Source organism: Flagellimonas iocasae, from assembly GCF_042682725.1.
In the GTDB taxonomy this organism is placed as follows: domain Bacteria; phylum Bacteroidota; class Bacteroidia; order Flavobacteriales; family Flavobacteriaceae; genus Flagellimonas; species Flagellimonas iocasae.
Map to the genome: position 1 here is coordinate 281,090 of NZ_JBHUHU010000005.1, position 11,432 is coordinate 292,521.

The following is an 11,432-nucleotide window of genomic DNA, read 5'->3' on the forward strand; positions in this document are numbered from 1 at the left end:
AGGGCTATGAAAATAAGTCCAAAAACAGCACTGGAAGAGCTTTCAGGGAAAGATTCTCCATTTTTGACCCTTTTTGAACACGGTTCCTTATCCGTTGAAATCTACAAACCTGAAAAGGTGGACCTTCAACAACCGCATTCACGGGATGAAGTTTATGTGGTGGTTTCAGGAAGTGGTGAATTTTTGAATGATGGAAAACGAACTACCTTTTCCCAAGGGGATTTTCTGTTTGTTCCGGCCGGAGTTGAGCATCGGTTTGAAAACTTTACAGATGATTTTGCCACTTGGGTAATTTTCTATGGTCCGGAAGGAGGTGAAGGTAAACCATGAATCATTCACTAATTTTTGAAGAGGTCACTCCCGCTACTTTGGAAACCTATCTTTCCGTAGGAATAAAATCCTATGAAGAACATTATCTGCATCTGTGGGAGAATGAAGACCCGACACCCTACATTTCAAACGGTCTTACCAAAATGGTGGTTGAAAAGGAACTGGCCGACCCAAACGTCGTGAATTATTTAGTAAAAATGGATAATGCGACTGTGGGTATTGTTAAATTGGTGAAAGACTGCAGAGTGGACGAACTTTCATCCAGCGAATCCTTAAAAGCGGAGAAAATTTACCTCTTAAAAGCTTATGCAGGGAAAGGTCTTGGAAAAAAAGTACTCCAATTAATCGAGGACTACGCCCGCGATATTCACAAAAAGGTGGTTTGGCTCGATACCATGCAAAAAGGAAATCCCATTCAGTTTTACCAAAAAAATGGATTTGTGATCAAAAGAGAAAGTGAGCTTGTACTATCTGGTGCAAAACCCTCTGAAAAAGCCATGTGGATTTTGACCAAGCAACTGTAAATTACCAGCCTTCTCGTTTTATCAAATTCTCGATATGGGCAAAATGGTGGCTTCCATGCCAAGCATAACGCCCCACATTGACCTCCAGTGTGGTCTCGGTATTCCCATCAGGATGGGTAAACTTTCGTTGTAGCTGCTCTTTGGTCAATCCCCTGATGAGATATACCAATTTGGCATGCACCACCTTTAAATGATCTAGAGAAATTTGAATGGGAGCGGTTTTGGCATCAAAAAGTTCGGACCATGCTTTTTCATCATACGGCTTTATCAACGGATTATCCTCTGTTAACGCCCATTTAAACCGAATGTAGCTGTGATGATGGCTATCTGCAATATGATGCACCAATTGCCGAACCGTCCAACCGCCCGGGCGATAAGGGGTTTCCAACTGATTGGCCGAAAGTGGACTCACCATGGTTTCCAATCGCTGGGGCAATTTTTCCAAAACTGTAATCCATTCATCAAACTGTTGGTCGGTAATGGTCTCTGGTGTTTCAAACAGACCAATAGGATAGCGTAGTTGTTCCAAAGTTTCTTTTTCCATGATTTAAAGGTAGTGAACTTCAGCCTGAAATGAATTGCTGTCTGCCCCATATTCAGCAAAAGAATACGTAATTTTAATACAGTTTTAACTGCGTTAAAATTACCGCGTTGAATTATCTAGTAACTTTGTAGAGTAATCATTCAATAATCTAAAAAACAACATATATGGCAACACTAAGATTAGGCGATACCGCTCCAGATTTTACAGCGGTAACCTCAGAAGGAACTTTAAATTTTTATGAGTATCTAGGCGATGGATGGGGCATTCTTTTCTCACACCCGGCCGATTTCACCCCAGTTTGCACCACTGAATTGGGTACTGCGGCTAAATTTAAAGATGAATTCGCTAAGCGAAATGTGAAGATGATGGCCTTGAGTGTAGATGGTGCTGAATCGCATAAGGAATGGATCAAGGATATCAATGAAACCCAAGGAACCAATGTTAATTTTCCCATTATCGCGGATGAAGACAGGAAGGTATCCGACCTTTATGATATGATTCACCCGAACGCCAATGACACGCTTACGGTACGTTCCGTATTCATTGTAGGTGCTGACAAAAAGATAAAATTGATACTGACCTACCCTGCTTCAACAGGACGTAATTTTTATGAACTTTTGCGTGTGGTAGACTCTTTACAATTGACCGCAAACCATAAAGTTGCAACTCCTGCCAACTGGGAGCATGGTCAAAAAGTGGTGGTAAGTCCAGCTATCCCAACGGACGAGGCCAAGAAAATCTTTACCAAAGGTGTTGAGGAAGTTAAGCCGTATTTGCGATTGACTCCAGACCCCACGGCATAATTATTTTTTGAGAAAAAAGTGTAAAAACCCTTATTACCAATAAATTAATGGTACATTCGCGCTTTATTTAATTTTTTAATTTTTATTATGAGTAAAGGAACAGTAAAATTCTTCAACGATTCTAAAGGCTATGGCTTTATCACTGAAGATGGTTCACAAACAGATCACTTTGTACACGTTTCAGGTTTAATCGATGAAATTAGGGAAGGTGATGTTGTAGAATTTGAACTACAACAAGGTAAAAAAGGATTGAACGCCGTAAATGTACAAGTTATAGATTAAGGTAACCGTATACTTTTTTATAAGATCAGGCCCGGGCAAATGCCCGGGTTTTTTTATTTAATTTTTTTTTTGAATCCCAACGCAACCTCTCACCAGATTCATATCTAATCTATAAACAACAGTTCCCCATAACCATTAAATAACTGTATCATGAGCACATTCTTCGGAGTACTTCTGCTTCTTTTGATCATTAATCTATTGTTGTTAGTTTTAAGCGTAAACGGTTCAAAAAAGAGTTTTTTGGGCAAAGATTAGGCCTATTCCATATGATTAGGGCAATATGGTAGGGTTTTTCTGCGTTGAAGTGTTATCAACAAAAAGACCTATACCCAATGAATACCTTTTTCAGCATTTTATTCTTTTTGCTTGCCGTTAATTTTTGTTTGCTTTTGGTAAGTGTGAATCGGACCAAATAAAAAAGCTCCCATTTCTGGAAGCTTTTATTATTTTCAATCAAATCAGTTTGATGTTATTTAACGCCCATCAGTTCCACATCAAAAATTAAAGTGGCATTTGGCGGAATAACTCCTCCTGCTCCGGCACTTCCGTAAGCCAAATGTGATGGAATCACCAATCGGGCCTTATCCCCAACCTGTAACAATCCTATCCCTTCGTCCCATCCTGGAATTACCTGACCCACGCCAATGGTAAAATCTATGGGTTGATTTCTTTTGTAGGAAGAATCAAAAACTTGTCCATTGGACAAGCATCCTTCATAATGTACAGACACGGTTTTTCCTTTTTCAGCCTTAGCTCCACTTCCTTTTTGAATGATTTTGTAGCGAAGTCCGCTATTGGTCTTTTCAAAACCAGCGGCCAGTTCTTCCATTTCAGCCTCTGCTTGGGCCTTTGCCTCGGCTATTCTTCTTTCACGGGCACCCTCAAAGGTTCTAAAAGCTTCAATGGCATTCCAATTTTCAGCCTCATCCCCTACCCGAACAATTTCCAAACTTTCAATGATATCCCCTTGGGCAATGGCATCCACTACCTCCTGTCCCTGCTCCACATGTCCAAATACCGTGTGTTTGTTATCCAACCAAGGTGTGGCCACATGGGTGATAAAAAATTGACTTCCGTTGGTACCAGGTCCTGCATTGGCCATGGAAAGAACTCCTGGTCCTTCGTGGGTAAGGTCTGGATGAAATTCATCATCAAACTTATAGCCAGCGTCACCGGTTCCGGTTCCCTGTGGGCAGCCACCCTGAATCATAAAATCTGGGATGACCCTATGAAATTTAAGCCCATCATAATACGGCTTGCCCTGCGGTTTTGCGGAGTTTTCCATATTTCCTTCGGCAAGGGCCACAAAGTTGCCCACGGTGCCTGGGGTCTTGTCATGCGTAAGTCTTACAAGAATTTCCCCTTTTGAGGTATTGAATTTTGCGTAGATTCCGTCTTGCATCTTTTTAAATTGTTGAATTAATCGATTGCTCGATGTCTGGATTTTTCCAAGTCCGCAAAGGTACGGCTTTATGGCCAAGAGTGAAAAAACATAACAACGCAAATAAGGTTTTGAACGAAAAAAATCTGCTATTTTAGTTGACCAACTGAAGAGAAATGCATTCGAACTCAAGTAAGTAATGCATAAACTAAGGTACTCACGTCCAATTGAATGAATCCAATGACTGAACAATCCAACACATTAGATGATTATCTAGCTCCGCACTACATCAACAGAAGTAATTGGTTAAGAGCGGCTGTTCTGGGAGCAAATGACGGTATTCTGTCCACTGCCAGTATTGCAATAGGGGTAGCAGCGGCCAGCGATGCTAGAGAGCCAATAATATTGGCTGCCCTAGCGGGTTTGGTGGCCGGAGCTTTATCCATGGCTGCTGGTGAATATGTTTCGGTCAGTTCACAAACAGATGTTGAAAAAGCAGACATTGACCGTGAAAAACAAGAGCTGGAAGAAATGCCTAAAATTGAATTGCAACGTTTGGCGGAAATCTATGAAAACAGAGGGCTTAAAAAGGAGACCGCGCTACTTGTAGCCAAGGAATTGACCGAACACGATGCCTTGGGTGCACACATTCGAGATGAACTGGGCATCAATGAAATCAGTCAGGCAAAACCCTTGCAGGCGGCATTCGCCTCTGGGGCAGCGTTTACTATTGGAGGTCTTCTTCCGTTTATGGTCACCCTTTTTCTGCCTTTAAAAGGCATGGAATATATGCTTTACGGATTTGCCATATTTTTTCTTATTGTCTTAGGTGCATTAGCTGCAAAAACTGGCGGTTCAAGTGTTGGAAAGGCCATAATACGTATTACGTTTTGGGGGACCGTTGCCATGGGCTTAACGGCTTTGGTAGGATACTTATTTAATGTGAATGTCGCATAAAAGCAATAAAATGTTCATCATAAATAAACCTTTCGAACCAATTCGGGTTGGAAAAATAAATCTTCACCTTTTTAAACATTGAAAGATGAGTTTTAAAACAAATTTGAGTGTCTTTTTAGTTTTACTGGTTGCTTCGTCCTGTAAAAAACAACTCGATTCCCAAGCCATTGATTATACTGAAATTGAGGAGCAAGTCAAAGTTCAAGTTGATGCCTTTCAAGCTGCTGACACCACATTGAATCCCAATAAAGTTGTAGACCTATTATGGCCCGAATTTACCATGTTGGTAGACGGAAACTATATCACTTATACGGAAGTAAAGGAAGGAACGCAACAATTTATGGGCTCCTTAAAAACCTTTCATACCGAATGGACAGAGTTAAAAATCATTCCCATTGGAGAACAGCATGCCATTTCCTCTTTTATATTCAAGGACTCCATTGTCTCCAAAGCTGGTGAAATTTCGCAATCCAAGGGACCTAACACCTTTGTTTGGGAATGGCGAGATGGAACTTGGAAAGTAATTTATGGTGATGCGGACCATTATCCTATTGACTAAATCATGTTAAAAATCATACCATGTTTATTATAGAACTTACGTACAAAGTTGAATTGGAACAAATAGACCAATTCTTGGGACCACACATTGCATTCTTAAATGAACAGTACAAATTGGGTACAGTTGTAGCATCTGGCCGTAAAGTACCAAGAACAGGTGGAATCATTTTTGCCAAAACCGACAGCAAGGAAACACTGGAAGAGATCATCGCAAAAGACCCATTTTATCAGAACGATTTGGCTGATTACACCATCACGGAATTTGCACCCACCAAAACCATTGAAGAACTGCGCTTTTTAATGGAATAATAGAATCGTTAGTGTATTTCAGTGTCCAACATAAGGACCGGCACGCTCGATTCTCAGTTTCATTAAACCATTCTGAATATATTGAGAAAATTTGACCATTAATAAGTTCTAGCATGAATTTAAAGGATTTAAACAAAATGACTTCATCCATGGAAAGCACGGGCAAAATGCCCGTGTTGTTCCTTGGTCATGGTAGCCCTATGAATGCTATTGAGGAAAATGAATTTGTTCAAGGTTTTCGGAAAGTAGGTCAGGAAATAACCAGACCCAACGCCATTTTGTGTATTTCGGCCCACTGGGAGACCCGAGGCACCTTTGTGACCGCAATGGAAAATCCACCCACCATTCATGACTTTGGTGGATTTCCACAAGCCTTGTTCGATGTTCAATATCCTGCACCGGGGAGCCCAGAATTGGCTCAAGAAACCAAAAGTCTAATTACCAAATCAGAAGTGGGATTAGACCACAAATGGGGTTTGGACCACGGGGCATGGAGCGTCGTAAAACACCTGTATCCCAATGCAGACATTCCTGTGATTCAAATGAGCATCGACTATACTAAACCTGCGCAATACCACTATGAATTGGCACAGCAAATCAACAGCCTTCGCCAAAAAGGGGTTCTGATTATTGGCAGTGGAAACATGGTGCACAACCTTAGAATGGTGGCTTGGAGCAAATTGAATGAGGAATTTGCATTTGACTGGGCCACCGAAGCAAATGAAAAAATGAAAAGTTTCATAACCAGTGGAGACCATCAGCAACTAATCGATTTTAGGTCACAAGGTCGGGCGTTTGATTTAGCCATCCCCACTCCAGAGCACTATTTGCCGCTACTGTATACGTTGGCTTTGAAGGAAGAGAATGACAAAGTGACCCTCTTCAATGATAAACCTGTGGCTGGTTCACTTACCATGACCTCCTTAAAAATAGTGGCCGATTAGGCTTTGTAAATTTTGTTTCGACAAAGAATAGAGTCACACATAGTTTAGTTGATAGCATCATCAATGTTTTGCGACCAATGTGCCATATAAATTCTTCCTGTGGCACACATCAAATGCATAAAGCTATCCAAAGCGGACAAATCTGACTTGATGAATCTTATGAATCATCCTAAAGTGAGGCGACAAATGCCCTTATTAAAGGGTTATTTTGATGAAAACAAATGCAAAAAGTTTGTTGCAGCCAAGGAAAGTCTGTGGATGGAACATGGCTATGGCCCTTGGGCCTTTATGATTGATGGAGTGTTTGCTGGATGGGGAGGCGTACAACCAGAAAATGGAACTGCTGACTTGGCTTTGGTGTTACATCCAGACTTTTGGGGCGTGGGAAGAATGCTCTATCAAAAAATTATTCACTTTGCGTTCAATGAACTGCAACTGCCATCGGTGACCGTTTTGTTCCCTCCAACGCGAACACGGGTTCAAGGACTCCTAAAATTGGGGTTTCAGGAAGAAGGTAATGTTAAAATTGCTAACAAATCGTTCGTCCGGTTTTGCCTGTATCGTTAACAAATTCACAAAAAACGCTGCATCCCAACTTTTTTCTGATTTTTGGCGATCTTTATAGGATTGTTTATATCGATAGTAGGGATTAGCATGGGCAAAAGAAAGAGGCAGGCGAAAGTATTGCGCGTTTTTAGGAAAATTCACAGGACCACAGGAGCATTATTATTTATTTTTTTCTTCGTTATATCTGCAACCGGATTACTATTAGGTTGGAAAAAGAATACCAATGGGTTAATCTTGCCCAAAACCCAAAAAGGCACCTCCACAGAATTGGTGGAATGGCTACCTGTGGATAGTCTTCATACCATTGCTTGCCAAACATTGCACACCTCTGTATCCCCAGATTTATCTTTAGAATTGGATAGAATCGATATTCGTAAGGACAAGGGCTCGGTAAAATTTAATTTTGTGGACCACTATTACGAAGTGCAGTTGGATGGTGCCACCGGAAACGTGCTGTCCATCGGACAAAGAAGGTCAGACTTTTTTGAAAACGTACACGACGGCTCTATCATAGACCGATACCTAGGTACATCGGGGGTTGTAAAATTGGTATATTCCACCATTATGGGCTTATCGCTATTAATGTTTACGATTACGGGATTTTGGTTGTGGTACGGCCCAAAAAGGATGCGAAAAGAAGGCAAGAATACCACTGGGACCGTATCCAAAAAAGGCAGGATAAGTACAGTTCCTTAATTTTTGGTGCTGGCCATGAATGTACTTAAAGGAAAATAGCACATTTATTGCCAACCAACCATCAATGTCCGGACCAGAAACCAAAAGAACCCTTTACCGAATACTTCCATTCGGGATTATATGGCTGCTGTCTGGTTGGATATTCCTCATTGTTGAACATGCCGCTTCGGACCATTTTAGCCATCTTCCAGAAACGGCCATTAAAATGGACCCCACTATTTTTTTGCTTTCCAGCATTGCCATCACAGTGGTTGGGCTCCTCATCGGACTTATTGAGATCAAATACCTGTCCCGTCTTTTTTCCCATAAGAGATTTGTGACCAAGATTTTCTACAAGCTGATTATATATGTCCTCCTATTCTTTTTGATTGGCCTTCTCACTTTTCCGTTTGCTGCGAGCCTTGAACTGGATTCTTCTGTTTTGGATTCCCGTGTTTGGGAAAAATACACGGATTATTTCACCAGCCTAAGCCATTTCAGCACCATTGTGCAACTGGGAACAGCATTGGTAGTTTCCTTGTTCTATGTGGAGATTAGGGATTATTTGGGCCAAGGAGTGCTGAAAAATTTTTTTACCGGAAAATACCATAAACCTATTGAAGAGGAACGCATATTTATGTTTTTGGATATGAAGTCCTCCACCACCATTGCGGAAAAATTGGGGCATGTTGCTTATTTTGATTTATTACAAAACTATTATGCCGATATTTCTGAGCCCATTGTTCGGTATGAAGGTGAGATTTACCAATATGCTGGGGATGAAATCATTTTGTCATGGAAAAATTCCACTCCAACGGCGAACAACCGATGCATTCATTGCTTTTTTGATATGAAAAAAGCGCTTCAGCAAAAAGAGGCGTGGTACCAAAAGACCTTTGGTTTAGCTCCTGTTTTTAAGGCAGGTATTCATTTGGGAAAAGTAACTGCCGGGGAAATTGGGAAAATAAAAAAGGAGATTCTCTTTACGGGTGACCCCTTGAATGTCGCCGCTCGTATTCAATCCCTTTGCAACTCGTACCAAGTGACTCTTTTGGTTTCCTCAAACCTGGTGCATCAAATGGAACTCGGGTCCGATTTCGAAATCCTCCAGGTGGATAAAGCCCATTTACGAGGAAAAGAAGCCAGCACTGAGCTATTTACCATTTCAGAAAAAGAGCTTTCTACCCTTTGATTTTTTGTGATGGAACGGTTCCGTACTTATCCATAAGATAGATCAGACTGGCCATGGTGGCCGCCCCAAGTTGCAATTCACGCTTGTTGACATGCTCAAACGTATCATTCTCTGCGTGATGATGGTCAAAATAGCGCTGCGAATCTGGCACCAACCCAGCGAGAACAATACTTTCATTCTTCATGGGCCCAATATCGGCTCCGCTATGTCCTTTTTCAAAAAGGTGAATCAAATACGGCTCAAATAATCCCTTCCAGCTCAGTACTTGCTCAAAATTTTCATCGGAACAATCAAAGGAAAAACCTCTGGGCGTAAACCCTCCTGAATCACTTTCCAAAGCAAAAACATGGTTTTCCCCATTGGTTTGGGCCACTTCAGCATATTTATTTCCGCCTCTGAGTCCATTTTCCTCATTCATGAACAAGACCACACGAAGTGTGCGCTTAGGTTTATAGCCCGTTTCCTTTAATAATCGCAATACATCCATACTTTGGACACAACCAGCACCATCATCGTGGGAACCATCCCCCAAATCCCAAGAATCCAAATGGCCTCCAACGACCATGACCTCTTTTGGATTGGTGCTTCCTGTAATCTCGCCAATGACATTGTAAGACTGAACATCCTCCAACTGTTTGCAATTTTGTCTAAAATAAAACTTGATATTCGGGTTTAGTTTCAGGGTAGTACTCAACAATTCAGCTCCTTTGGTACTGATGGCTGCAGCAGGAATCCTATTTTTTATTGGGGTATCCCCGTAACCCATGGAACCCGTATGTGGATAATCATCCAACCGTAGGTTCATAGATCTTACAATGACACCAGATGCTCCATATTTAGCCGCTTCAGCAGCACCGGAATAGCGCTGGTCCACACAATTGGAATACGCAGCGAAGGTATTTACCAGTGTCTGCTCCATTGGACGATTATAGAAAACTATCTTGCCCGCAATTTTGTCCTTTCCCAACTTTTCCAAGTCTTCAATACCCTGAACCTCAATTATATTTGCTTTGAGACCACCATCTGGAGTTGACACCGAACCTCCTAAGGCACAGATGGGCACGTTTGTGGTAAGTCCCGGTTTTGTTTCAATATAGGCAAACTCCGGAGTACCCCTTACCCATTTGGGCACCATTACGGGTTGAAGCCATACGCGGTCCAGTCCCAGAGCATCCAATTCCTCTTTGGTATATTCCACGGCCTCTTGCGCTTGAACGGACCCAGAAAGGCGTCCCCCAATCTGATTGGAGAGATAATTTAACCATTCGTAGGCCTTACCATCGGTCAACGCCTTGTCATAAATGGCCTTTATCTGCTTTTCATCATTGGATTGTGCAAAAAATGGGGTACTTGCCAACAAAAGGGCCAATAGCAATACTATTCTCATTTGGTCTCTTTTTCCAGTTCCTGTTTAAAGGTTTCTAAATTAGCCTTTATTTCATCGTCAAGCTCCGGTTCCTTGATATCTTTGTACTTTTTTAACGCTTCATGAAGAATGGAGGCCACTATGACCCTTGCGGCCATTTTATTATCGGCTGGAACTACATACCAAGGTGCGTGTTCCTTTGAAGTTTTATTCAGCGCTTCTTCATAACAATCCTGATAGGCATCCCAAATTCTTCGTTCTTTTAAATCTCCAGGAGAGAATTTCCAGTTTTTACGCTTCAGCTCGATACGCCTCAATAATCGCTGACGCTGTTCTTCTTTGGACAGATGCAGAAAGAACTTGAAAATAATCGTTCCATTTTCAGCAACATGCTGTTCAAATTCATTGATTTGCTGATAGCGCTTTTCCCAGAACGATGCATCAATATCGGAAACAGACTCAATCCCCGGAAGGTTTTCACTCAATATATATTCTGGATGCACCTTGGTGACCAATACATTTTCGTAATGGGTTCTATTAAATACGGAGAACTTACCACGTTCCGGAAGGGCTATATAATGCCGCCATAAGTAATCGTGCTTTAATTCCAAGGAAGTGGGCACCTTAAAACTATGGACGACCACACCTCGCACATTGAAATCTTTGAACACCTCCCGGATAAGGCTATCCTTTCCGGCGGTATCCATACCCTGAAGACAAAGCAAAACACCATATTTTCCATGGGCATACATGGTATCCTGAAAGTCGCCCAGCTTTTTTCTGATGTCCTTTAATTCTTTCTTTAGCTCCTTTTCCGATGCCCCGAAGTCCTCATACGTACTTTGTTTGGCAAGTTCTATCCCGTTCTTAACCAGATAAGAACCTGAGTTGATTTTTTCCATAGGACTGAATATAATTCATTTTGGGCACTCCTTCAACCCCAATTTAAAAAGTGTATTTCATCGATATTTTTACCACTTATGGTTATTGTAGGTATTTT

15 protein-coding genes are annotated in these 11,432 nt (G+C 41.5%); 11 read left to right on the forward strand and 4 right to left on the reverse strand.

Annotated features, from left to right (window positions below; all coding sequences use genetic code 11):
* The first annotated feature begins 6 nt into the window (after nucleotides 1–6).
* Both ACFSJE_RS15365 and ACFSJE_RS15370 read left to right on the forward strand, forming a co-directional pair.
* Nucleotides 7–330 carry a cupin domain-containing protein gene (locus tag ACFSJE_RS15365; RefSeq protein ID WP_379831751.1) on the forward strand — a complete coding sequence of 108 codons (324 nt, stop codon included), beginning with the start codon at nucleotides 7–9 and terminating at the stop codon, nucleotides 328–330.
* Nucleotides 327–854, forward strand: coding sequence for a GNAT family N-acetyltransferase (locus ACFSJE_RS15370; RefSeq protein WP_379831752.1), 528 nt, complete (start codon nucleotides 327–329; stop codon nucleotides 852–854). Before ACFSJE_RS15365 ends, ACFSJE_RS15370 begins: the two co-directional genes overlap by 4 nt.
* Before the next feature lies 1 nt (nucleotide 855).
* Here the strand turns inward: ACFSJE_RS15370 and ACFSJE_RS15375 are convergent, their stop codons facing one another.
* Nucleotides 856–1,398, reverse strand: a complete 543-nt coding sequence (locus ACFSJE_RS15375) for a YfiT family bacillithiol transferase (RefSeq protein WP_379831753.1) — start codon at nucleotides 1,396–1,398, stop codon at nucleotides 856–858.
* A 164-nt stretch (nucleotides 1,399–1,562) separates the two neighbouring features.
* Here ACFSJE_RS15375 and ACFSJE_RS15380 point away from each other — a divergent pair, with 164 nt between their 5' ends.
* Together ACFSJE_RS15380 and ACFSJE_RS15385 are read left to right on the forward strand one after the other, a co-directional pair.
* Entirely contained in the window at nucleotides 1,563–2,201 is a 639-nt protein-coding gene (locus tag ACFSJE_RS15380) for a peroxiredoxin (RefSeq protein WP_379831754.1), read from the forward strand.
* Nucleotides 2,202–2,288: 87 nt separating this feature from the next.
* The gene (locus tag ACFSJE_RS15385; RefSeq protein ID WP_379831755.1) at nucleotides 2,289–2,483 is read left to right on the forward strand and encodes a cold-shock protein; all 195 of its coding nucleotides are present in this window, start codon (nucleotides 2,289–2,291) and stop codon (nucleotides 2,481–2,483) included.
* A 469-nt stretch (nucleotides 2,484–2,952) separates the two neighbouring features.
* On the opposite strand, the gene ACFSJE_RS15390 is transcribed toward ACFSJE_RS15385, so the two are convergent.
* Nucleotides 2,953–3,885: a peptidylprolyl isomerase gene (locus ACFSJE_RS15390; RefSeq protein WP_379831756.1), complete on the reverse strand. Its 933-nt coding sequence runs from the start codon at nucleotides 3,883–3,885 to the stop codon at nucleotides 2,953–2,955.
* A gap of 219 nt (nucleotides 3,886–4,104) precedes the next feature.
* Here ACFSJE_RS15390 and ACFSJE_RS15395 point away from each other — a divergent pair, with 219 nt between their 5' ends.
* The 7 genes from ACFSJE_RS15395 (at nucleotide 4,105) to ACFSJE_RS15425 (ending at nucleotide 9,066) form a co-directional block, all read left to right on the forward strand.
* The gene (locus ACFSJE_RS15395) at nucleotides 4,105–4,821 is read left to right on the forward strand and encodes a VIT1/CCC1 transporter family protein (protein ID WP_379831757.1); all 717 of its coding nucleotides are present in this window, start codon (nucleotides 4,105–4,107) and stop codon (nucleotides 4,819–4,821) included.
* 85 nt (nucleotides 4,822–4,906) lie between these two features.
* Nucleotides 4,907–5,380 carry a Cif family virulence factor gene (locus ACFSJE_RS15400; RefSeq protein WP_379831758.1) on the forward strand — a complete coding sequence of 158 codons (474 nt, stop codon included), beginning with the start codon at nucleotides 4,907–4,909 and terminating at the stop codon, nucleotides 5,378–5,380.
* A 20-nt stretch (nucleotides 5,381–5,400) separates the two neighbouring features.
* The gene (locus tag ACFSJE_RS15405; RefSeq protein WP_379831760.1) at nucleotides 5,401–5,688 is read left to right on the forward strand and encodes a YciI family protein; all 288 of its coding nucleotides are present in this window, start codon (nucleotides 5,401–5,403) and stop codon (nucleotides 5,686–5,688) included.
* Nucleotides 5,689–5,801: 113 nt separating this feature from the next.
* A complete protein-coding gene (gene ygiD, locus ACFSJE_RS15410) occupies nucleotides 5,802–6,632 on the forward strand; it encodes a 4,5-DOPA-extradiol-dioxygenase (RefSeq protein WP_379831761.1) in 831 nt (276 codons plus the stop codon).
* Nucleotides 6,633–6,731: 99 nt separating this feature from the next.
* Nucleotides 6,732–7,199 carry a GNAT family N-acetyltransferase gene (locus ACFSJE_RS15415; protein WP_379831762.1) on the forward strand — a complete coding sequence of 156 codons (468 nt, stop codon included), beginning with the start codon at nucleotides 6,732–6,734 and terminating at the stop codon, nucleotides 7,197–7,199.
* A 72-nt stretch (nucleotides 7,200–7,271) separates the two neighbouring features.
* Nucleotides 7,272–7,895, forward strand: a complete 624-nt coding sequence (locus tag ACFSJE_RS15420; RefSeq protein ID WP_379832300.1) for a PepSY domain-containing protein — start codon at nucleotides 7,272–7,274, stop codon at nucleotides 7,893–7,895.
* Between the two features lie 64 nt (nucleotides 7,896–7,959).
* Nucleotides 7,960–9,066, forward strand: coding sequence for an adenylate/guanylate cyclase domain-containing protein (locus ACFSJE_RS15425; protein ID WP_379831763.1), 1,107 nt, complete (start codon nucleotides 7,960–7,962; stop codon nucleotides 9,064–9,066).
* Here ACFSJE_RS15425 and ACFSJE_RS15430 read toward each other — a convergent pair.
* Both ACFSJE_RS15430 and ACFSJE_RS15435 read right to left on the reverse strand, forming a co-directional pair.
* Nucleotides 9,056–10,453 (reverse strand): M28 family peptidase, encoded by a 1,398-nt coding sequence (locus ACFSJE_RS15430; protein WP_379831765.1) that lies wholly within the window; start codon nucleotides 10,451–10,453, stop codon nucleotides 9,056–9,058. The two genes, ACFSJE_RS15425 and ACFSJE_RS15430, sit on opposite strands and share 11 nt — an antisense overlap.
* Nucleotides 10,450–11,334, reverse strand: a complete 885-nt coding sequence (locus tag ACFSJE_RS15435) for a PPK2 family polyphosphate kinase (protein WP_379831766.1) — start codon at nucleotides 11,332–11,334, stop codon at nucleotides 10,450–10,452. The genes ACFSJE_RS15430 and ACFSJE_RS15435 overlap by 4 nt, the downstream gene beginning before the upstream one ends.
* Nucleotides 11,335–11,432 lie beyond the last annotated feature (98 nt).

Coding starts and splice junctions, on each gene's coding strand:
- ACFSJE_RS15365 (WP_379831751.1), top strand. CDS start 7: ATGAAAATAAGTCCAAAAACAGCACTGGAAGAGCTTTCAGGGAAAGAT.
- ACFSJE_RS15370 (WP_379831752.1), top strand. CDS start 327: ATGAATCATTCACTAATTTTTGAAGAGGTCACTCCCGCTACTTTGGAA.
- ACFSJE_RS15375 (WP_379831753.1), bottom strand. CDS start 1,398: ATGGAAAAAGAAACTTTGGAACAACTACGCTATCCTATTGGTCTGTTT.
- ACFSJE_RS15380 (WP_379831754.1), top strand. CDS start 1,563: ATGGCAACACTAAGATTAGGCGATACCGCTCCAGATTTTACAGCGGTA.
- ACFSJE_RS15385 (WP_379831755.1), top strand. CDS start 2,289: ATGAGTAAAGGAACAGTAAAATTCTTCAACGATTCTAAAGGCTATGGC.
- ACFSJE_RS15390 (WP_379831756.1), bottom strand. CDS start 3,885: ATGCAAGACGGAATCTACGCAAAATTCAATACCTCAAAAGGGGAAATT.
- ACFSJE_RS15395 (WP_379831757.1), top strand. CDS start 4,105: ATGACTGAACAATCCAACACATTAGATGATTATCTAGCTCCGCACTAC.
- ACFSJE_RS15400 (WP_379831758.1), top strand. CDS start 4,907: ATGAGTTTTAAAACAAATTTGAGTGTCTTTTTAGTTTTACTGGTTGCT.
- ACFSJE_RS15405 (WP_379831760.1), top strand. CDS start 5,401: ATGTTTATTATAGAACTTACGTACAAAGTTGAATTGGAACAAATAGAC.
- ygiD (WP_379831761.1), top strand. CDS start 5,802: ATGAATTTAAAGGATTTAAACAAAATGACTTCATCCATGGAAAGCACG.
- ACFSJE_RS15425 (WP_379831763.1), top strand. CDS start 7,960: ATGTCCGGACCAGAAACCAAAAGAACCCTTTACCGAATACTTCCATTC.
- ACFSJE_RS15430 (WP_379831765.1), bottom strand. CDS start 10,453: ATGAGAATAGTATTGCTATTGGCCCTTTTGTTGGCAAGTACCCCATTT.
- ACFSJE_RS15435 (WP_379831766.1), bottom strand. CDS start 11,334: ATGGAAAAAATCAACTCAGGTTCTTATCTGGTTAAGAACGGGATAGAA.